Below are 19627 nucleotides of genomic sequence, written 5' to 3' on the forward strand. Positions count from 1 at the left end.
AGGCGCTTCTAGTATTTAGCCCTTGGCGATAGGCGCCAGAGGTCTCCAGTCAATGCCGCTGCCTCGCCAATAGCGGTCATATTCCGCCTCGATCTCAGACTTCAGCTCGTCCAATTGGGCGTAACGCGATTGCTCCGACGCGGAGAGGCCTGGACCCTTCATCTGCTCTCTGTGCGCATCGAGTTTCTCCTGGACTCGGCGCAACGCTATAGCAGCAGCGCTGGTGAAACCAGTCATGTGGCTGCCATCATGATGATCGCGCAGCATCTGTCGAGCGGACTCTTGTGTGGCATCTCGCACGAACCCACCGGCCTCTTGGAAGCGACTGGTCGCCGTATTCCTTCCTCGATTCCGCTAGCCCGTCGAGGTTGGCAGAATAAATCAATTTGCCTCCGCCATACCGATTCCAATGGTAAAGGCCCTCAACGCTCAAAACCGAGCCTCGGCCTTCGTCGACCACTGAGTAGTTGGTGTTGGCTACAACACGCCTTCTGATTCGCCCGGGGTTTGGTTCTTTCTATCTGGCGACTAGAGAAACGTTCGTTCCCAAGGGTGATTCGAGGCGAGCGTAGTACGACTGTTCGCCCTCGATGGGCGTGCGCATTCCGAGCTCCCCGTGCGGGCGATGGCTGTTCTACCACCACACGTGCTCGAGCGTGGCGAGTTCGACTTGTTCAACGGTGTGCCGGGGGCATTGCCGGCGGATGAGTTCGGTCTTGTAGAGCCCGTTCACCGCCTCGGCGAGAGCATCGTCGAAGCTGTCACCGACGGTTCCTGTTGATGGTTTCGCGCCGAGCCCGACGATGTGATCGGTCTAGACGAGCGCCAGGTAGTTCGGCCCGTGATCCGAGTAATGCGTCAACTCGCTCAGATCGCCTGCGGCCTCCCAAGCGACCATGTTCAACGCCTGCAATGACAGCACGTCAGCCTTCAACGTGGAGGCGAGGTTCCGCCCGACGATGCGGAGAGAGAACGCGTCGGTCACGAACGTGACATGTGCGAGTCCACCCCACGTCCGCACATAGGTTACGTCAGCGCCCCAGAGTCTCCGTGGGCGCGTCGGGATGAAACCGAAGGTTCACCAGGTCGGTCGGCCGCCCGCCCGCCCAGGGCGGACTTCGTTATGAACACGCGTTTGCTGCGCACGACCCCACGCACCCCGACTTGCCTTGTCAGCCGGGCCGTCTGATCCCGACCGGTAGTCCACCCTTGCCACCGCGCCATCAGCGCGTGCCTCTTCCGCGCCCCGTAGATGCCTTAGCTCTCCGCGTGGACGCGTTCGATCTCCGCGCCCAGCACCTGATCCGACAACGCCCGCGCCGACGGTGCGCGGCGAAATGCTGCACGGTATCCGCGGCTGGTGATGAACCCAGGAGCTGCCTGGCGGAACACCCGACAGGTTGACTCGACCCCGAAACGACCCCGGTGTTCAGTGATGAACCGGATCATCGCGTCGTGGGACGGTCTAGTTCCTTCGCGAAAAACACGGACGCGGCCTTCAAGATCTCGTTCGCACGCTCTAACTCGCGCGCCTGCTTCATCAGCCGCGCGATCTCCGCATGCGCCCTACTCGTCAACTCTGGGCGATGCCCTGCATAGACCTGCGCCGCACGGGTCCAGTTCCGCGGTGTTTCGGGGTTCACCCTGAGCTTGCCCGCGAAATGGGTGAACGCCGCCCAGTCAGACAGATGATCAGCACGGGCCTAGGCCAACAACCTCAGGGCTCGTTCCCGGAACTCGGGCGGAGAAATTCTCGACATCATTCCAACTCTCACAGATGAAAATGTCGGAACGAACCTCAAGGCGAATCAGAAGCGCACAAGTCTGTTTTGTGGAAGCTGACGCGGCGGTTCATCTCTAGTACCCTTTGAAGCCTCTTCCATTAGAGTCTTCTCATCTGGGGAAAACTCCTCGGCGGAAGTCCTTGGGGAGGAGTTCAATGTCGAACCAACAACCGGGATGGTTTCCGGACCCGTCAGACGCCAAGAAGATGCGATGGTGGGACGGCAACGAATGGGCCGTACACGTCTCGCGAGATGGGGCGGTGTGGGAGGAGCCGTTGGTCGCAAAGACCATCGGCCTTAAGCGACGTTCGCGATGGGTCTGGGTGCTGCTTGCACTAGGGCTTCTCGTAGCGGTAGCACTTTTGTCGCCTTTAGTCGCATTGGTTGCGCTCGTCGTTTTGGTTACCGGAATCGTTGGTATCAGCAAGGGATCCGGCACCTGGCTTCGACTCAAATCTCGTCGCACGGCGATTGGTGTGACCGCCGGTGCAGCGTTGGTCTTCCTCATGGCCGGGAGCGTGTCAGCGGCTATGGTTCCTGGAGAAACGGGAGCCCCTACCGCGGTCGAAACTGCTCAATCCGCCGAGGCCCGCAGTGAGGCGACACCACGACGAACATCGACCCCCACTCCGACGCCGGTCACAACATCTCGCGAGGAAGTCGTCACGGAGGTTATTCCCTTCGAGCGCTCCACGGTTGAGGATGCAAACATCGCTCGCGGTGAAACGACTATTTCGGTAAGCGGCCAGGACGGCGAGCGAACAATTACATATGTCGTCACCGTCGTCGATGGCGTGGAGACCGGCCGAGAGCTGAAGTCTGATGTCGAGACTGTGGCACCGGTGACAGAAGTGACAACGGTCGGGACCTACGATGCGCCGCCTGAGCCCGCGCCGCCTGCTGAGCCCACTTGTGATTCGAACTATGCGGATGCCTGCGTGCCCATCGCGAGTGATGTCGACTGTGCCTGGGGGAGCGGGAACGGACCTGCTTACTTCGACGGAGTCGCGAAGGTCGTCGGCAGAGACATTTATGGTCTCGACCGAGACGGCGACGGGTTGGCGTGCGAGCGATAGCAGCAGGCGCCCGAGCCTCGTCGGCTATCGCTGGTAGTTTCGCATCGTGGTCAGCGAACAAACGAGAAACGCAGTTCTAGCTATGCGGGACGAACGTGATTGGGCTCAATTTCACACTCCCGAAAACCTTGCCAAGAGCGTGGCCATCGAAGCAGGCGAGCTGCTTGAGTGCTTCCAGTGGGGGCCGGAAGGCGACAAGGCGGCGGTGACAAACGAGCTCGCCGACGTCGTTACCTACTGCATCCTGATGGCCGATCAGCTGGGTGTTGACCTCGACGACATCGTGATGTCGAAGCTGCAACACACTCGCGACAAATACCCCGTCGAGAAGGCAAAGGGCCGGAGCGCGAAGTATGACGCCCTCTGAAATAGAGAAATTTAGCTTCAACCCAGCGGCGATTAAGAGCTGGGCTGCAGATGACGAGCGCCGCAAAAACTGGCCCGTGGTTTATGTGCTTGATGGCGCGAAATCGCCGGCGGCCGCATCTGTATACGTGGGGGAGACGGCTAAAGCTGCTGCTCGCATGCGTCAGCATCTTGCAAATGAAGAAAAGCGAAGCAGCTTTCGTCGAGTGCGCGTTGTCATGGACGAAACGTTCAACAAGTCGGCCTGCCTGGATCTGGAATCACATCTGATTCGGTGGCTAGCAGGCGATGGCCAGTACACAGTGATGAATGTATTGGCCGGGATCACCGACGCTCGTTACTACGAGCGCGATCTGTACCGTCAGGGGTTTCGTGAGATATTCGAGAAGCTTCGTTCGGATGGCGTGTTTCAGCGCAGCATTCCGGAGATCGAGAACAGTGATCTGTTCAAGCTCTCGCCGTTCAAGGTGCTCACGCCTGAGCAAGCGATTGCGGTCGAAGACATCGTGGAGGGGCTACTTGAGGATCTCGCAACCGGTGCTCCGTCAACGAGCGTGATCGAGGGGCATCCCGGAACGGGCAAAACGATCGTCGCAATCTTCCTCATGAAGATGCTCGCCGACATCCGCGACCACGACGACGCGGACGAGGTCGAACCTGACTCGATGTTCGCTGAGTTCTTCGTGCCCGAGAACCGTGCACTGCTTCAGGGGCTCCGTATCGGGTTTGTTGTGCCGCAACAGTCGCTGCGGCAGTCGATCAAGCGAGTGTTCAAGAAGACTCCGAAGGTAGCGGAGACTCAGATCCTGACACCGTTCGATGTCGGGGTATCCGACGAGAAGTGGGACGTCCTCGTCGTGGACGAGACACACCGCTTGAATCAACGAGCCAACCAGTCGTCGGGCGTGAATAACAAGCGGTTCGTGGACTTAAACGAGAAGCTCTTCGGCCGCGACGATCCATCGAAAACCCAGCTCGACTGGATTAAGGCGCAGAGTACGCACCAGATCTATTTGCTTGATGCGGAGCAGACGGTGCGGCCGGCTGACCTTCCCAAGGCTGTTCTGCGAGCGCTAGCTAAGGAAGCTCGTTCAGCACGCCGCCTGTATCCGTTGTCGACCCAGATGCGTGTACGTGCTGGGACCGACTACGTGGAGTTTGTGCGGGCGATGCTGCGGGGCGAATCCAGCGCAGCGAACCGCTCCGACTTCGGTGACTACGACTTGCGAGTCTTCGACGATCTCTCGGAGATGCGAAGCGAGGTGCTTAGCCGGAACGCCGAGCATGGCCTCGCCCGTCTCGTTGCGGGGTACGCGTGGGATTGGAAAAGCCGCCATGACAAACGTGCCTTCGATATCGAAGTCGACGGTCTGCAGTTGCGGTGGAATAGCCAAGCGAAGGACTGGATCAATTCGCCAGCGTCGATCGACGAGGTCGGTTCGATTCACACCGTGCAGGGATATGACCTCAACTACGCAGGTGTCATTATCGGCAACGACCTCCGTTTTGACCCGAAATCACATCGCCTTTTCATCGACCGTGAGTCGTATCGCGACAGCAAGGGAAAAGAGAACAATAAACAGCTCGGGATCGCTTACTCCGACGATGATCTGCTCGAATTCATTCGGAATATTTACGGAGTTCTGCTGACGCGCGGAATGCGTGGCACGTACGTCTACGTGTGTGATCCGGCTCTACGGGAGTACGTCGCGGGTGTCATTGGACGCGAGGTGGTCACTGCATCCGCTGAGCATGACCGGGGGCTGATTGGCTCATGACTCAACAGGTTGACGTGGTCGCCGCAGTCATCCTTGACGGGGATCGCGTACTTGCTTGCAGGCGCAACCGAGATAGAGCGGCGGGTGGCAAGTGGGAGTTCCCTGGAGGCAAGATCGAGCCCGGGGAAAGCTCCGCTACTGCTCTACGGCGCGAGATCAGAGAGGAGCTCGCTGTCGATATCGAGGTCCTCGACGAGTTGACCCGCGATGCCACGCGAGTCGGAACAACCACGATCAGACTGATCTGCTTGCGGGCGATGCTCGTCGGGCCGAGGCCGACGGCTAGCTCCGACCACGACCGACTTATTTGGTTGACGATATCCGAACTCCCCAAACTGGACTGGGCAGAACCTGACCTGCCAGCGGTCCGATTGCTAGCTGAGCCCACGCTCTAGAGCTGGATCAGTCGGCCAAGACCCTGAAACTACTGTGGTCTCGGCAGACCGCGATGATGTTGAGGCTGAACATTAGCTCGACTAGATCCGATTCAGGTTCGCCGGGCAACAGAATCACGGGTAGCGCCGTTAAGCCCGCTTTGGCTGCGATGTGCACATAGTCAAGGACCTGTCCGATAGCGGTTCGCACATAACCGCGTGCGGTCGAGCGCTTCGCTTCGACGATCCATTCGCGGCCCGGAACGTAGAAATCGGGTTCGATGATCGTGCTTCCTGCGCGAAGTGGCAGCCGATATGGCGGGGTATTCGCGTCAGTCAACCATGCGCCGAAGTCTGATTGCAGCTCGAACTCGACGCGAGATACGACACGATCGCCCTGCGCGCTTTCGCGTTGCGGAATGAGAATGTCCGCGAAATCTGGCGGTGTCCAACGCCTCGGGTCGGCAACGTAGTCGACGAGGCCTCCCGGGGGCTTGAGCTCGCCTCCGTATGCGGGCAAGAGCTCAACTCGCGCGTCAAGCGGTAGCAGGTTGAAGATAATCCCCTCGCGCGGGTTGCCGTCGGCGTCTGGAATCGTCTCGATCTCATAAGCTGGGTCGCCTGTTGTGAATGCGCCGATGTACGTCGCATTCACACCGTTCGTGCGCAGAAGCCTTATTGTCTTTCCCTCGGAGGCTGCATCCCGAAGCGCGCGATTACCCCGCACAAATTCTTGTGGCCCGTACTGACCTTCTCCCGTGTACCAGTAGGAGCCGTCCTCCCGGAGACCCTCAAACGTGTCGTAGCCGTACTTCGCACCGCTAGCCGGGTCGGTGAAAATCAACACGTCCGGGATGCTGCGTGGAGTCGAGATGCCGCCCTGTTGCTGACCGCCATATGCAGAATGGATTTCGCGCCGACGAACAGTGTCGCCCGGGTCCAGCGACCATGACGATGGGGTCGCGGATCCGTCGCCGCCGAAGTGAGCTCGGACTCGTGCGACTTGGCCGCTGTCGAGCTGCCACCTGCTCACGCCCGTTGGCAACGTGCCGTAAATTCCGCGCAGAAAGGCCCGGATGCGCTTCTGTGGGACGTTGAGCTCTAGAGAAAGATTCGCGGGAGTAACGTCGGCCATGGACTCGACCCTATCGAGGCCGCAGAACGCGATGACTTGAGAGTGACCATCAGTGAATCGAGCGGTTTCGTCGGCCAGGCGCGCACTGGCTCGCTATCTTGGGCACGGCCACACGAAGTGCAGGCGTTCACATGGCCAGCTAATGCCCTGAGCAGCTCCAATCTGCTGTTCGGGTAGTGTGCGTTGAAGCGTCGATTTTTACGCGCGCGGGGGAGGCGCTTCGCAGCCATGGCAAGACGATCTCCACTGGTAGCTCGCGCCGCCTCCGCATGTGCGGCGGCATGTCTGGTCGCGCTTGTGCTGACGTCTTGCGGGAACGTGTGGACTGCGGAGGGAAGCTCGAAGCGCAGCGCCACTCGTGGCATTGCGATAGGAACGGACAACGCCGTCATTGTCTTCAGTGACGTCGTATTTGCGTTGCCGCCCGGAGGCGTTGCAGCGACCGATCATCTCGACCCAATAGCGGAGAATATTCTCCTCACGTCCGAAGAGCAGGCCACCGCTGTTGATCTTCGACGGGCGCCAACCATCTACGGCTTTACCTCGACTCCTAGCGCGGCTGTCATTGACGTCTTCATTCCTTCGGCGGCGAGCACTAACGCGGGTCTGTACGCCGAGTCCACGAGCCTCTACGGATGCGCACAACTTCGCGCGGACCAAGACGGTCGAGTGGTCACGATCAAAGACCTAAAGTGCCCTGACTGGCTTGTTGCGCGGAACCCCGACGATGCCACGGAGGTATCGCTTTCAGAAGCGGTGAGTCAAGAACTCGAGAAGGACGAGTGGGTCGAGGGAAGTTAAAGCTGCGCATCCCAGCATCCCAGCATCCCAGCACCCCGAGTTTCCGCGAATGCTAAAGCGAGCTTGCGAGCGAACGCCCTTAAAAACCGCGTGAGAACGACGCCGCAAGCGCCCTGGTCCTCGGCCTGAGGACAGCACCTCGAGTGCAAGTCGAGCTACGACTGTGCGGTTGACGACCGACTTCCGTGCCGGTCTCCAGGTATGTCAGCGAGCTATGCCAGTGATTACGAGGAAGGGCACCGCGATGCTCATGCACAAACAGATCACCGCAGCCGTCGTGACCGCGCGACGTGCCGTCGTTGGCACGCCATCCGCTCTTGCCATCACCATTCCGGCGAGCGCCAGCACGAAGCCTGCGAAGAGGGCGAAGAAACCGCCCGCAGCAGGGGCAAGGACGACCAAGCCTTCGATGGGGTCAGTCGCAGCCCAGTACCTCGCGAACGCGATCATCCGCCAGGCCGCCAGGGTGGCGCCGATCGATGTGACGAGCAGGACGGACGCGCCCCAGACCATACCAATGCGAACTCGACTGGGATGCCACGCCGGCGGCATTGGTTCAAACTCAGACACGGCCCAACCGTAGCCGTCGGGTTGCCCGGGAGAGATAACGATCCGTCTTCGCCGGGTCACGTTCCGGGGTGCTTACGTGTTCGCGAAGCGATCTCGTGGCGCTCGCTTCCCTCATGAAGCGCGGACTCGCGGTGCTATAGACGGAACGCCGAACTCAGCAGCCCGGCAACGCTTAGTCCGACGATGATCTGCTCGAATTCATCCGCAATATTTGTGGAGTTTTACTGACGGGAGGTCCGCACTTTCGCGCGCATGTGGGCGAGCTTGTCTGAAGAAGCTGAAGCGATCGGGTGGTACGACCAGCGCATTGCCGTCGAGAAGGATGCGGTTGCCAAAGCGATCATGAATGACTCGCTGGGAGAGGAGTACAAGCACTTCAGCATGGAACTCGAATTCCTGTTGCGTGCGAAGCCGAAATGGCGCGAAATCGCGCAGGGGATTCTTTTCAAAGACGGCGACATCGTCGCGCACGGTGAAGACGCTGAAGAGGTCGCTGGTTGAGGCATCCGTGTTTTTGTCTGGCGAAGGCCCGATGACTGAGTACCTATCGGGCGCTCAGTACCCCACCTGGCTCAGCGCGTAGTTCGCCTCGTCTGGAGTAAAGCCTTCGCCATACTCGCTCGTCAGCTGCTCATAGAGACCATCGCGCGAGAACGCCATCATGTCGAGGTATGACTGCGCTGACTCAGCAGCTTCTGCATTCCAGTCGGCGCCAACGGTGTCGACAGCCCACGTCGCTGTTTCTACCGGATAGCCTTCGCCGTATTCGCTCGAGAGCTGCTCAATAAGACCGGAACGCGAGAATGCCATGAGATCGAGATACGACTGTGCTGCGCGGAGGGCATTCTGCTGCTCCAGCGTGTAGACCGGCTCGGGAGCCTCGGCCGTCACGGCGATCTCGGTGCCTGGTTCAGCCGGCTCGATGGGCGTTTGCGTAAGAACGGTCCAGTCATCCCCAGCACCATCGGTGGCCACGAAAACAAGTCCGGCCGACTCGATTGCCGCGCGCGCCTCGGCAACAGTCTTGCCGACAACATTAGGAACCTCGACCCGCGTGTCTTCGGGCTCCGGTTCTGCCTCTTCGACAGCGGCTTTTTCGGTCGCCGAGGCAACCGGTCGCGCGTCCGACGCAGAAGTCGAGCGACTCGTAGCGCTGCCGATGGCGCCGATGATGATGCCGAGCAGCACCAGAGCGCCCACCGCGATAAGAGCCCAAGCCCACCACCGCAGGCCCGGCTTCTTCGCTTGAACCGTTGCGTCGACCGCGTCTACGGGCGTTTCGGCGCGTGGCATAACTGTGGTGGCGGCGGTAGAAGAGTTGTCGGATGCCGGCAGCTGCGCCGTTGCTCGTGCGGCAGCGGCCGACTCGGGGGTCCAGTCGGTCCACTGGCTGCCATCCCAATACCGCTGCTCATTGTTTGCATGCGGAGCCGGATACCAGCCAGGTGCAGGCGCGGATGTGTTGTCAGACATAACTTCCCCCAAGTAATGCAGTGGTCGGAACCCCCTTGTGCCCGACGTGTAGCGCAAGCGTAGTGGTATTGACGGATGCTGTGTCTACGGGCTGTTTCAGGCGCGGATTTTTTGCATCGTCTTCTCCCCAAAAGTTTTTGAAGAAAGTTATCCACATCGGGGCTTTTTGGGCTGTTTTGGGGTGGTCGATGTCGGAGGTATGTTCGATACTTGAGTCATGTCAGAGAACACGACCACACACCACTCGCCCGGGGCTCGTACCCGGGCTGAGGTTGTGTTGTCGGCAGAATCTCGCGTGGCGCAGATCGCGCAGCTCGAAGCTGCGCTGGCAGCGGACCTCGCCGAAGCCGGGCGGATGGCACTCGCTGAGATGCGCTTGATCGCGTCTCGTGAGTCGCGGGAACGAGAGATTCCGATGCGCTCCATGGCAGCAGAACTCGGGGCGGCGTTGCGGATGTCGGATCGCACCGCGCAAAACCGCATCGACGACGCGATGGACATCACCGAGCACTACCCCGAGACGTTCGCATCATGGAGCGCGGGGCGTGTCTCGGAACGGCATGTGCAAGCCGTGTTGCGGGCGGGTGAAAACCTGACGGATGCCGCAGCCAAAGCCCAGTACGACCACGAAGTTGTCGCGGTCGCTGAAGTTGAGACACCGGGCAGGTTGCGAGGATTCGCTGCGGCCCTGGCCGAGAAGGCGCAACCGCGGACGCTGCAGGAACGCTTCGATGACGCTAACGCGACGCGTACGGTGCGCCTGTTCGACCTGGCCGATGGGATGAGTGCTCTCAACGCAGTATTGCCGTCAGTGCAGGCACATGGGATGTTCAACCGGCTGACGCAGCAGGCGCGGGCGTTGAAAGACTTCCAGGCGGGACGGTCGGACTACGGCACGAAACTTCACACCGAGGACGAGCCTGTGGATGATCGGCGGACGACGGATCAGATCCGCGCCGACCTGTTCTCCGACATGCTGCTCACGTCGGTTCCAAGCCTCGATCCGCTCGCGGGGGATGACTGCGGCGGGTTGGGTGCGATCCGCGCGATTGTGCAGGTCACGGTGCCTGCCACGACGCTTGCGGGCATGGCATCGACCCCGGCGGACTTGTCGGGCCTGAGTCTGGTTGATCCGGAGAGCGCGCGGCGGCTCGCAGGGACCGCGCCGGGGTGGGATCGAGTGTTCACGCATCCGGTCACCGGAACCGTCATCTCGGTTGACCGGTACCGACCCAACGATCAGTTGAAACGGCAACTCAGGGCGCGAGATCAACACTGCCGGTTCATCGGATGCCGCATGCCCACCCACCGGTGCGACATTGATCACACAGTCGATGCGGCCCTCGGCGGGCCAACGCATCAGCACAATCTCGCGCATTTGTGTCGAAGACATCACAGCTTGAAACACGCGAGCCGGTGGACGGTGAAGCAACGCGGTGATGGAGTCCTCGAGTGGACGTCACCGACCGGGCGCAACTACACGGATAAACCACCCGGGGTCGCATTCGAACCAGACGTGCCCGATCCCGATTCTCATTCCCACTCCGATTGTCACGCCCAGTGCGACGCCGATACCGATTCGTTAGTGGGGGAGAAGTTTGCCTCCGCTTCAAGCCCAGACACGCCGCCACCGTTCTAACCTTTGCTGGGCTGCCGCGCCCACAGCTCGCGTTCTCCCTGCGACCAGCCGCATGCGGCGTCGACGGGAGAAGATGGGAGTACCCATTCGAATCCCGGCCCGCGCCGAATGACTCAGCACACACGGAGACCTCATGAGCACCGCACCCGCAACCCCACGTCGAGACTGGGTCATGTGGGCGGCAGCTATTGTCGCAGCGGCTGGAATTGTCGTCGTGCTCTGGGCGAGCATCACCGAATGGGGCGGTGTCGTTCACGGCAACCCCGCCTACGCGTTGCTGCTCGGCTTGACGCTCCTCGCATGCGCCGCCGTGCTGCTCTTCGCGTTCCTGCCGCGCAAAAACCATGAGCCCACAGGGGGCCGTTGGCGCAGCGGCTGGCGCCGCGTCGTCCGCATCATCCTGGTCGTTCTCGCGACCGGCTTCATCGCGCTCATCGCATGGCTTCGCCCGCACACCGCAGAAGAACCGGCCCTCGCCGCAATGAAATCGGATGCCGCTGTCACCATCACCGAGTCGCCCACCGAGATCGTCATGACCCCCACCGGCGACCAGAGCACGACCGGCGTCTTCTTCCAGCCGGGAGCCCTCGTCGACGCCCGCGCCTACGCCGCCGTCCTTCGCCCACTCGCCGAAGCCGGCCACACTGTCGTCATTCCGAAGCAACCCCTCGGCATCGCGTTCCTCGCGCTCGGAGCATTCGATGAGGCGCGGCCGCAGCATCCTGACGTTACGGGCTGGGTCGTCGGCGGCCACTCTCTCGGCGGAACAGTTGCAGCAATCCAAGCCGAGGGCGCCGAAATCGACACCACGGCGCCCGCGACCGGCTTGCTGTTCTTCGCCTCTTACCCCGCGACCGACATGAGCACGTCGCTCACGATTCCCGTCGAATCGATCTCTGGCACTCAAGACGGTCTTGCGACCCCCGAGAATATCGACGCATCGCGCACCGACCTCCCCGCTGACACCGCATTCACGATCATCGATGGGGCATCACACGCGCAGTTCGGCTCCTACGGGCCGCAGCCAGGCGACAACACCCCCGAGATCAGTAACGACGATGCACGCACTCAGATTTCCGAAGCGTCCCTCGCCTTCGTCGACTCAGTTACCCAATGACAGCAGGCCCGCCTGACATCTCCGCCCGCGAGCCCGCGATCTCGGAGAGAATCGAAGTGTGACCTCCTCGTCGATGTTCGCTCCACCGCGCTTCGCGGATCTTGCCGCCGCCTCGGCGGGCGAGAAGCCCCTCACCGGCCGAGCCCGACGGGCACGGTTTTGGCAGATTTTCCGCCTCGCCCGCACTCACAAGCTCATCCCGTTTCGACGGCTCGACTTCACCGCCAACCCCGAGACGGTAACTCTTCGTGCAGCTCAAGCACGCGGGCTCCGCATCGCTCTCGAAACGGCCGGCGGCGGCTTCATCAAGGCCGGCCAGTTGCTCTCCACCCGCGATGACCTGCTCCCCACCGAGTGGGTCACCGAGCTATCCCGACTGCAAAAAGAGGTGTCGCCCGCTCCGACGGATGCCGTCCACGCCCTGCTCGAACGAGAGATCGGCGACCGTCGCACGACCTTCGCCACGTTCGACGACGAACCGATGGCCGCAGCATCTATCGCGCAAGTGCACCGCGCGACCCTCAAAGACGGCACACCGGTCGCCGTCAAGATTCAACGCCCGGGCATCGTCGCGCTCATCGAGTGCGACATCGACATCATGCTGCGGATCGCCAGATGGATCATGCGCGGCTCGAAGCAAGCACGACAATTCGGAGCACTCGACATTGCACGTCAGTACGCCGACGACCTCATGCGACAGACCGACTTCGCTCGCGAGGGCAGCAATCTCGAAGGCTTGCGCGCCGCATCGCTCGAAGCCAATGACGGGCTCCACATCCCGAAACTCTTCACCGAGTTCTCCACCGAGCGCGTCATGACGATGGAGTTCGTCTCCGGCGACACGATCAGTTCGCTCACGCGCGGCAACAGCTCTAACAGAGTGGATAACGCCCTTAAGATCGTCTTGCGCAGCTTCTTGCGTCAGCTCGTGATCGACGGCGTCTTTCACGCCGACCTCCACCCCGGCAACATCATCATTCGCCCCGACGGGTCACCGGCGCTCATCGACTTCGGCTCCGTCGGACGCCTCGACCGCGACCTCAACCGCACTGTGCAAGACCTCGCCATCGCGTTCTTGCAGGGCGATACCCGGCGAGTAGCGGATGCCGCGCTCGAAATCATGCCGCTGGCAAACTCTGCCGACGAGCCAGCATTCCGCCGCGACCTCGCCTCTTTCATCACAAACGAGCTCGGCGACGGCTCCCGCGTCACGCTTCGGACGGTTGACCGCGCCGTCGAAGTCTTCACGCGCTGGGGCACAGCACTTCCGGCAGACCTCGTCGCCGCGGGCCGCGCCTACGCCATCTTCGAAGGCACACTCCGAACCGCAGCACCCCGGCTCGACATCCTCGCCGAATCTCGAGCGGCAGCCGAAGGGCTTATCGCAAGCCAATTCTCGCCCCGCTCGCTTGCCGGCACGATCGGCAAAGGAGCGCTCGGAATGCTCCCCGGAATGCGGCGAATGCCCGAGCAAGTCGGTCGCATCGTCGGCGACCTCTCAGATGGCAACCTCACCGTGAATATCCGCCTGTTCGCCAACGAGCGTGACCGCAAAGTGATCACCGGAGTCGTCCGCCGTGTCTCGGGCGTGACCCTCGGCGGTGCTTTCACGATCGGATCCCTCGTCATGTTCTCGGTTCCCGACGTGAGCGGCGGAGTTATCTCCCCCGCAACAGCGGGACTCGTGCTCGCGACCGGCGCAGTCGCAGCTTTCGTCACCTCGGCGATCGACGCGATCATCGCGCGAGGTCGCCGATGAGAGGCCAGCCATGAGTGATATCGAAATGGCAGGCATCGCTGCCGGTTCGGTGATGCTGCACGATGCCCGCCGAAAGATCCGCTGGAGCGTCGACCTCGAGCCGTTCGAAATCGGCGTTTTTGCCGTCACCGAAGAGCAGCTCGCTGAGATCATCGGCGAAACGGCATCCCACCCGCGTCGCCCCGCGGTCGACGTGCCGTGGCTGCGCGCAATCCGATTCTGCAACGCCGCATCGGAATGGGAAGGCCTCGACTCCGCCTACTCGTTCGACGGCGAAGACATCACGTGGCACGTCGATTCAGACGGATACCGCCTCCCCACCGAAGCCGAGTGGGAATTTGCCTGCCGAGCCGGATCCAACGGGCCACACTACGGACCCCTCACCGAAGTGGCCTGGACAAGCGCCGATGGTGTGAGTGCGCCACAAAACGTCGGCGGAAAACTCCCGAACCTCAACGGACTCTTCGACACTCTGGGCAACGCGTGGGAGTGGTGCTGGGACCTTCTCGATCCGGCGCGATACGGAGACTACCGAGTGTTTCGTGGCGGCGGGTTCGCCGACGATGCCTGGAACGTGCGCGCCTCAACGCGTCGAGGCGGTGCCCCGAGGATGCACCACGACGATGTCGGCTTTCGAGTCGCACGCGGCGGGTTCGACAGCACAAACGAAGCCCAGGGGTGGTCAGCACGCGCTGATCGCGAACGCGCCGACACCGATGTCCCGCTGCCGCCGGGCTGGACGCCGCGGCGCTAAGAGCTAAAAACTGCCGTTAGCGAGAAGCTTCGAACGCTTCGAGAATCGTCGCGGGCACGCGCCCGCGATCAGAGATCTCGTAGCCGTTCTCTTTTGCCCACGCACGCACGGCTGAGTAGTCCTGCTGACCGCTTCGCTGGCGCTTGCGCGGAGCCCCAGCACCCTGGGCGCGACGCGCCGCAACGGGCCTTGCGGCTTCGATGTACTGGCTGAGAGCCGCACGCAAAGACTCTGCGTTCTCGGTCGTCAAATCAATTTCATATGCAGCACCGTCGAGGGAGAAGAGCAGTGTTTCGCCCTCTCCGACTTCCAACAGGGTGCCATCGAGGTCGTCTACGAGCTGATGAACGATTCTGCGAGCCATGCACACACCTTACTCAGGGTCGCGTGAATTCAGCCGTAACGAACCCCGACTCTCGAGGTCAAGCAGAAATCGCTTGATCTCGGGATATCCGCCGTATTCGCCGATCGAGCCATCCGCGCGCACAACACGGTGTACCGGCACGACAACGGAGAACGGAGTCGTACGGCAGGCGGTCCCCACCGCTCGATGTGCGCGGGGGCTCCCCGCGAGCGCGGCAACCTCCGCATAGCTCGCCGTCTCGCCATAGGGCACTTCGCAGACAGCTTTCAAGGCGCTGACGGTAAATCCGTGCGCGAGACGCCAATCCAGCTCGAGGTCGAATTCTCTGCGCGCACCGGCAAAATACTCATCGATCTGGGCCGCAGCCATACGCCCGGCATCCGCGTCATGGTGCGGAATCGAGCGCAACTCGTGCGCTAGCGGCTCGAGCACGTGGTCGAGTGGGGCGTGCATCACCTGACAGGCCACAAGACCGTCGGGGGAGTGCACCAGCAGGATGTCGCCGATGGGCGTGGAATGCACTGAATACGTCGTAGGGGTCATCTTTTCATCCTCCGTAGCGCACGCCCATCGAGTGCCCGCACCCACCCAAACGGTGGATGCCAACCTCTCAACACCCGTCGTGGAGGAATCGCCGATCCGCTCGGCGTGTCGCTCAATAATGCGAAACTCGGGCGCGCTAAGGCCTCTCTAAGCACCACGCGCCTAGTCTGACACCTGTGTGGCGTACAGAGGGAACCGCGGTGTCGGAGCAAAAGGACACCCCGTCTTCAGTGGACCCCAGTGGTTTGGGACTATCGGAGCCGGGTGTCGTCGTGACGCACATCGCCGAGCCCGAACGAAAAAGACTGCGCGAAGAGGCCGCCGACCTGGGTGGTCGCTCCACTCTTTTGCACTTCTCCGACACGCCGGAAGCCGGCATCGACATCACCAAGGCGCACCCCGGCAGCCTCCCGCAGTTTCTGACCGGCCGAGCCACCCTGCTCTCGAACCTGTTCCGCGACGAGGTGGCGTTGCGCACAGCCCGGATCGCTGCCGAACGCATCGCGGCAAAGAACGTCGAGCTGCGCACAGCCCGCGGCATGGAAGCAGTGCACCTCGGCGTCGGAATGGCCGGATGGCGCATCGGTGGCCTCACGTGCGCCGCCCCCGTACTGCTCCGCCCCCTCGCAATTCGCCGCCACCACACCGATTTCGAGCTCAAACTGCACGGATCGTTCTCGGTCAACCCTGAGCTGGTCCATGCTCTCGGCACACACTTCGGTATGCGCATCGATAGTGCCGCGCTCGCCGCGCTCGCCTACGACGGCAATATCTTCAAGCCGCAGCCCGTCATCGATCACCTGCGCGCGCTCACACCCCACATCGCTTCGTTCACCGTGAAGCCGCGCCTGATCGTCTCGACCTTCGCCGATGTTGGATCGCCGATGGCGCGGGATGCCGCAAACCTCGACCACCCCCTGCTCAATGCGCTCGCCGGTCACCCCGACGACCGCGCCCGCGTCATGGTGCGCCCACCGATGCCACCCGCTGCTGACCCCGATCACCGTTCTCCGGCGGCCGACACGTTGCTCCTTGACGCTGATGGCGAGCAAGAAGCTGTGCTGTCGCGGATTACCGCGGGGCACTCACTCACCGTTCACACGCTCCCCGGTACCGGTGGCACGCAGACTGTCATCAATGCGATGGGCGCGATGGTGCAGCAAGGCAAGCGGGTGCTGATCGTGAGTGCGCGTCGCTCAACGCTTGACGGCATCCGTCACCGGCTTTCGTCGATCGGCCTCGAGTCGCTCGCCGTCTCGCCGCGGCACCTCCGGCGCGACCTCATTCGGGCTATCGGTCGGAATGAAAAGGCCGAGCAGCACAACGTGTCAGAGATCGACGACGCGCTCGTGCGGTTGCGCACGGTGCTTCGTGATTACCGCTCGTCGCTGACCGTGCAGCATCCGTCGCTCGGCGTCTGCGCGCTCGACATCGTACGAAAGCTCACAGAGCTCGCATCACAGTCGCCGGCACCAAGCACTTCGGCGCGCTTCGACGTCGCAACCCTTGAGCGCCTGCGTGATTCCCGCAAGTCAGCAGCGGCAACGCTGACCGCATCGGCTCGCCTCGGTGAATTCCGGTTCGGCCCCGACGATTCGCCCTGGTACGGCGTCAGCTTCGCGGTGACAGACGAGGCGCGCGCCGCCCACGCTCTCGCAAAGCGACTTCACGTGCAAGACACCCCGAGCCTGATCGAGCGCGGCTACGAGCTCATCGCGCAGACGCGCATGCGCCCGTACCGCTCGATTGCCGAGCTCGGCGAGTACCTGCGCCTTTTGCAGGGCATTCGTGAAACCCTCGACAAGTTCAGCCCGACGGTCTTCGAGCGTCCGCTCGCCGAGCTCATCAAGGCTCACTCGCCGCGAAAAGACACTTCAGCAATGAGCGGTGCAAACCGCCGACGTCTGAAGAACCTCTCGAAAGAGTACGTACGCCCGGGCGTGCACGTCGCCGACATGTACGAGTCGCTCGTGCGCATTCACGAGCAGCGCTCGCAGTGGCAGCGTTTCGTTGAAGCGGGAGCGATTCCCGAGGTGCCCGTCGGGCTCGCCGACGTGAGCGTCGCCTGGCAGCGCGTGAACGCCGACCTCGGCGAACTCGACAAGATTCTCCGCCGTGAGGGCGTCAACCGTCTCGCCTCGCTTCCGATCCCGCAGCTCGTTCGCACCCTTGCAGGACTTGCCGCGGAGTCGTCGTACTTCGACAACCTCGTTGAGCGCGCGCACCTCCGCACCGAGCTTGCGGGCCTCGGACTCGAACCGCTCCTCAAAGAGCTGTCGGTGCGTCACGTGTCCGAAAAAGACGTCGAACGAGAGCTCGAATTCGCCTGGTGGCAGTCCGCACTCGAACACCTGTTGCGCACCGACCGTGCGCTCTTGGGCGCGAACACGGCGGTTGTCGATCGCCTCGAGCGTGACTACCGACTCGTCGACGAAGCGCACGCCGCAGCAGCCGGAAAGCTCATGGCGGCCCAGCTTGCGACGCAGTGGCGTATCGGCATCGTCGACGAAGAGCGCGAGGCATCCGCTCTCAAGCAGGCACTCAAGCAGGGCGTATCTTCTGCCGCGGCCCTCACCCGCACGGCACCCAAGCTCATGCGCACGCTCGCGCCGGTGTGGCTCGCCTCGCCCTACGACGTGCCCGAGATTCCTGACACCGAAATGTTCGACGCGGTATTGATTGCGGATGCCGCCTCGCTCTGCCTCGCAGAGGGCGCTCCCGCGCTTCGCCGGGCACGCCAGATCGTCGCTTTCGGCGACCCCGTGACGCAGAAGCCGATGCCGTTCCGCGTCGCATCTGCCGCTGCCGCAGATATCGAGGACGAGTCGGAGGTTCCCTTCGACGAGGTGTCGCTCTTCGAACGCCTCTCGGAGCTTTTCGACGTCGAGACCCTCACGCACAGCTATCGCGCCGGGGGAGAAGACCTGGCCGAACTCGTGAACGACGCCTTCTACGGCGGCGAAATCGTCTCGCTGCCGTGGGCTGGTTCGTATCTCGGTCGTGGCAGCCTGAGCGTCGACTACGTCGAGGGCGGTACCGGAACCCCCGACCCGATCAGCGGTGCGGTCGAGAGCCCCGATGCCGAAGTTTCTCGCATCGTGACCCTCGTCACCGAGCACGCTGTGAACCGCGGTTCGGAGTCGCTCATGGTGATTACGGCGAGCCGTCGCCACGCCGAGCGCGTGCGCGCAGCCATCGACGAGGCCTTCGCCGGTCGAGGCGACGTCGCCGAATTCGTCGGACGCGACACGGCCGAGCCCTTCGCCGTGCTGACCCTCGAAGAGTCTGTTGCCGAAAGCCGCGACCGCGTCATTTTCTCGCTCGGCTTTGGCCTCACCCGCCACGGCCGTGTGCTGAGCGACTTCGGGGACCTTTCGACACCAGATGGTGAGCGCCTTCTCACCGTCGGCATGACCCGTGCACGCCGCTCGATGGTGATCGTCTCGTCGATCCGTCCATCGGCATTCGACGATGGCCGCCTCGAACACGGCGCCGCAACGCTCATGGGAATCCTCGGAAACGTTGCTTCTCGCCAGCGGTCGAACCAGCTCGAAGACCTGGCCGACCCGCCCACGCGAGTGCTGGCGCGGGAACTTCGAAAGCTCGGCATCAAGGTCGACGTCAACTACCGTGGCCTCCTGCCGCTCGTCGCTCACTTCGAGGGCAAAGCCGTGGTCGCCGAAAGCGACCCGGAGACCCGCGACGAGTCGCTTCGTGAGTCGCTGCGCCTTCGCCCACAGATTCTTCGGCGCCTCGGCTGGCACTACGTGCGCGTGCACGCGTTCGACCTCTACAGCGATCCGGCGCTCGTCGCGGCCCGCATCGGCGGCGTGCTCGGCATCACGACCGATAGCAGCACCATCACGGGTGCTACGACCCAACCGCTCGATGTCATCGAATGAGCGCCGTCAGCGCGTAGAGCGAGTAGCGGGCTCACGCCGCGCCAAGCTCACGCCGGCCCCGGGCACACGCCCTGAGCCCGTGCCAAGAGACGACACAAACGGCGTTGGGGCCGAGGCATCCGTTGATACCTCCGGCCCCAACGACGAGCGGATGCTGCGCGACGTACCGCCGCACTACTGAGTTCAGCTAGT

20 protein-coding genes are annotated in these 19627 nt (G+C 62.4%); 13 read left to right on the plus strand and 7 right to left on the minus strand.

Annotated elements, in window-relative coordinates; translation table 11 throughout:
• Positions 1-15: 15 nt before the first annotated feature.
• The gene (locus G6N83_RS11070; RefSeq protein WP_165142027.1) at positions 16-267 is read right to left on the minus strand and encodes a hypothetical protein; all 252 of its coding nucleotides are present in this window, start codon (positions 265-267) and stop codon (positions 16-18) included.
• 358 nt (positions 268-625) lie between these two features.
• On the opposite strand from G6N83_RS11070, the gene G6N83_RS11075 reads away from it, so the two are divergent.
• The gene (locus G6N83_RS11075; protein ID WP_165142029.1) at positions 626-781 is read left to right on the plus strand and encodes a hypothetical protein; all 156 of its coding nucleotides are present in this window, start codon (positions 626-628) and stop codon (positions 779-781) included.
• A 33-nt stretch (positions 782-814) separates the two neighbouring features.
• Here the strand turns inward: G6N83_RS11075 and G6N83_RS11080 are convergent, their stop codons facing one another.
• Positions 815-1066, minus strand: coding sequence for a DDE-type integrase/transposase/recombinase (locus G6N83_RS11080; RefSeq protein WP_338143810.1), 252 nt, complete (start codon positions 1064-1066; stop codon positions 815-817).
• Between the two features lie 873 nt (positions 1067-1939).
• Between G6N83_RS11080 and G6N83_RS11085 the strand changes: the two genes are divergently transcribed.
• From G6N83_RS11085 to G6N83_RS11100, 4 genes are all read left to right on the plus strand, one after another.
• A complete protein-coding gene (locus G6N83_RS11085) occupies positions 1940-2860 on the plus strand; it encodes a G5 domain-containing protein (RefSeq protein WP_165142033.1) in 921 nt (306 codons plus the stop codon).
• Positions 2861-2942: 82 nt separating this feature from the next.
• On the plus strand, positions 2943-3227 hold the full coding sequence (locus G6N83_RS11090) for a nucleotide pyrophosphohydrolase (RefSeq protein ID WP_165142035.1): 285 nt from the start codon (positions 2943-2945) through the stop codon (positions 3225-3227).
• Positions 3214-5004, plus strand: a complete 1791-nt coding sequence (locus tag G6N83_RS11095; RefSeq protein ID WP_165142037.1) for a DUF2075 domain-containing protein — start codon at positions 3214-3216, stop codon at positions 5002-5004. The genes G6N83_RS11090 and G6N83_RS11095 overlap by 14 nt, the downstream gene beginning before the upstream one ends.
• Positions 5001-5399 (plus strand): (deoxy)nucleoside triphosphate pyrophosphohydrolase, encoded by a 399-nt coding sequence (locus G6N83_RS11100; RefSeq protein ID WP_165142039.1) that lies wholly within the window; start codon positions 5001-5003, stop codon positions 5397-5399. Before G6N83_RS11095 ends, G6N83_RS11100 begins: the two co-directional genes overlap by 4 nt.
• Before the next feature lie 7 nt (positions 5400-5406).
• On the opposite strand, the gene G6N83_RS11105 is transcribed toward G6N83_RS11100, so the two are convergent.
• On the minus strand, positions 5407-6513 hold the full coding sequence (locus tag G6N83_RS11105; RefSeq protein ID WP_165142041.1) for an SRA domain-containing endonuclease: 1107 nt from the start codon (positions 6511-6513) through the stop codon (positions 5407-5409).
• Between the two features lie 228 nt (positions 6514-6741).
• Between G6N83_RS11105 and G6N83_RS11110 the strand changes: the two genes are divergently transcribed.
• A complete protein-coding gene (locus G6N83_RS11110; protein WP_165142043.1) occupies positions 6742-7314 on the plus strand; it encodes a hypothetical protein in 573 nt (190 codons plus the stop codon).
• Between the two features lie 204 nt (positions 7315-7518).
• Here G6N83_RS11110 and G6N83_RS11115 read toward each other — a convergent pair whose 3' ends face one another.
• Positions 7519-7884 carry a hypothetical protein gene (locus G6N83_RS11115; RefSeq protein ID WP_165142045.1) on the minus strand — a complete coding sequence of 122 codons (366 nt, stop codon included), beginning with the start codon at positions 7882-7884 and terminating at the stop codon, positions 7519-7521.
• Positions 7885-8136: 252 nt separating this feature from the next.
• Here G6N83_RS11115 and G6N83_RS11120 point away from each other — a divergent pair, with 252 nt between their 5' ends.
• Complete coding sequence (locus tag G6N83_RS11120) at positions 8137-8385, plus strand: ferritin family protein (RefSeq protein WP_241246195.1); 249 nt, start codon at positions 8137-8139, stop codon at positions 8383-8385.
• A gap of 54 nt (positions 8386-8439) precedes the next feature.
• Here G6N83_RS11120 and G6N83_RS11125 read toward each other — a convergent pair whose 3' ends face one another.
• A complete protein-coding gene (locus G6N83_RS11125; protein ID WP_165142047.1) occupies positions 8440-9357 on the minus strand; it encodes an Ltp family lipoprotein in 918 nt (305 codons plus the stop codon).
• A gap of 217 nt (positions 9358-9574) precedes the next feature.
• Between G6N83_RS11125 and G6N83_RS11130 the strand changes: the two genes are divergently transcribed.
• From G6N83_RS11130 to G6N83_RS11145, 4 genes are all read left to right on the plus strand, one after another.
• The gene (locus tag G6N83_RS11130) at positions 9575-10996 is read left to right on the plus strand and encodes an HNH endonuclease signature motif containing protein (protein ID WP_165142049.1); all 1422 of its coding nucleotides are present in this window, start codon (positions 9575-9577) and stop codon (positions 10994-10996) included.
• Positions 10997-11129: 133 nt separating this feature from the next.
• Positions 11130-12113 carry an alpha/beta hydrolase gene (locus G6N83_RS11135; protein ID WP_165142051.1) on the plus strand — a complete coding sequence of 328 codons (984 nt, stop codon included), beginning with the start codon at positions 11130-11132 and terminating at the stop codon, positions 12111-12113.
• A gap of 58 nt (positions 12114-12171) precedes the next feature.
• A complete protein-coding gene (locus G6N83_RS11140) occupies positions 12172-13872 on the plus strand; it encodes an ABC1 kinase family protein (protein WP_165142053.1) in 1701 nt (566 codons plus the stop codon).
• Between the two features lie 10 nt (positions 13873-13882).
• Positions 13883-14626, plus strand: a complete 744-nt coding sequence (locus G6N83_RS11145) for a formylglycine-generating enzyme family protein (RefSeq protein WP_165142055.1) — start codon at positions 13883-13885, stop codon at positions 14624-14626.
• Positions 14627-14642: 16 nt separating this feature from the next.
• Here G6N83_RS11145 and G6N83_RS11150 read toward each other — a convergent pair whose 3' ends face one another.
• The gene (locus G6N83_RS11150) at positions 14643-14990 is read right to left on the minus strand and encodes a histone-like nucleoid-structuring protein Lsr2 (protein WP_165142057.1); all 348 of its coding nucleotides are present in this window, start codon (positions 14988-14990) and stop codon (positions 14643-14645) included.
• Between the two features lie 9 nt (positions 14991-14999).
• The gene (locus G6N83_RS11155; protein ID WP_165142059.1) at positions 15000-15533 is read right to left on the minus strand and encodes a methylated-DNA--[protein]-cysteine S-methyltransferase; all 534 of its coding nucleotides are present in this window, start codon (positions 15531-15533) and stop codon (positions 15000-15002) included.
• A gap of 167 nt (positions 15534-15700) precedes the next feature.
• Here G6N83_RS11155 and G6N83_RS11160 point away from each other — a divergent pair, with 167 nt between their 5' ends.
• Positions 15701-19435, plus strand: coding sequence for an AAA family ATPase (locus G6N83_RS11160; protein ID WP_375782605.1), 3735 nt, complete (start codon positions 15701-15703; stop codon positions 19433-19435).
• The gene (locus G6N83_RS11165; RefSeq protein ID WP_165142061.1) at positions 19422-19616 is read left to right on the plus strand and encodes a hypothetical protein; all 195 of its coding nucleotides are present in this window, start codon (positions 19422-19424) and stop codon (positions 19614-19616) included. Before G6N83_RS11160 ends, G6N83_RS11165 begins: the two co-directional genes overlap by 14 nt.
• The last annotated feature ends 11 nt before the right edge of the window (positions 19617-19627 follow it).

It is taken from the genome of Microbacterium endophyticum, from assembly GCF_011047135.1.
In the GTDB taxonomy this organism is placed as follows: Bacteria; Actinomycetota; Actinomycetes; order Actinomycetales; family Microbacteriaceae; genus Microbacterium; species Microbacterium endophyticum.

Excerpts from the sequence above, each read along its gene's own strand:
- G6N83_RS11070 (WP_165142027.1), bottom strand. The coding sequence starts at position 267 with ATGCTGCGCGATCATCATGATGGCAGCCACATGACTGGTTTCACCAGC.
- G6N83_RS11075 (WP_165142029.1), top strand. The coding sequence starts at position 626 with ATGGCTGTTCTACCACCACACGTGCTCGAGCGTGGCGAGTTCGACTTG.
- G6N83_RS11085 (WP_165142033.1), top strand. The coding sequence starts at position 1,940 with ATGTCGAACCAACAACCGGGATGGTTTCCGGACCCGTCAGACGCCAAG.
- G6N83_RS11090 (WP_165142035.1), top strand. The coding sequence starts at position 2,943 with ATGCGGGACGAACGTGATTGGGCTCAATTTCACACTCCCGAAAACCTT.
- G6N83_RS11095 (WP_165142037.1), top strand. The coding sequence starts at position 3,214 with ATGACGCCCTCTGAAATAGAGAAATTTAGCTTCAACCCAGCGGCGATT.
- G6N83_RS11100 (WP_165142039.1), top strand. The coding sequence starts at position 5,001 with ATGACTCAACAGGTTGACGTGGTCGCCGCAGTCATCCTTGACGGGGAT.
- G6N83_RS11105 (WP_165142041.1), bottom strand. The coding sequence starts at position 6,513 with ATGGCCGACGTTACTCCCGCGAATCTTTCTCTAGAGCTCAACGTCCCA.
- G6N83_RS11110 (WP_165142043.1), top strand. The coding sequence starts at position 6,742 with ATGGCAAGACGATCTCCACTGGTAGCTCGCGCCGCCTCCGCATGTGCG.
- G6N83_RS11120 (WP_241246195.1), top strand. The coding sequence starts at position 8,137 with ATGTGGGCGAGCTTGTCTGAAGAAGCTGAAGCGATCGGGTGGTACGAC.
- G6N83_RS11125 (WP_165142047.1), bottom strand. The coding sequence starts at position 9,357 with ATGTCTGACAACACATCCGCGCCTGCACCTGGCTGGTATCCGGCTCCG.
- G6N83_RS11130 (WP_165142049.1), top strand. The coding sequence starts at position 9,575 with ATGTCAGAGAACACGACCACACACCACTCGCCCGGGGCTCGTACCCGG.
- G6N83_RS11135 (WP_165142051.1), top strand. The coding sequence starts at position 11,130 with ATGAGCACCGCACCCGCAACCCCACGTCGAGACTGGGTCATGTGGGCG.
- G6N83_RS11145 (WP_165142055.1), top strand. The coding sequence starts at position 13,883 with ATGAGTGATATCGAAATGGCAGGCATCGCTGCCGGTTCGGTGATGCTG.
- G6N83_RS11150 (WP_165142057.1), bottom strand. The coding sequence starts at position 14,990 with ATGGCTCGCAGAATCGTTCATCAGCTCGTAGACGACCTCGATGGCACC.
- G6N83_RS11155 (WP_165142059.1), bottom strand. The coding sequence starts at position 15,533 with ATGACCCCTACGACGTATTCAGTGCATTCCACGCCCATCGGCGACATC.
- G6N83_RS11165 (WP_165142061.1), top strand. The coding sequence starts at position 19,422 with ATGTCATCGAATGAGCGCCGTCAGCGCGTAGAGCGAGTAGCGGGCTCA.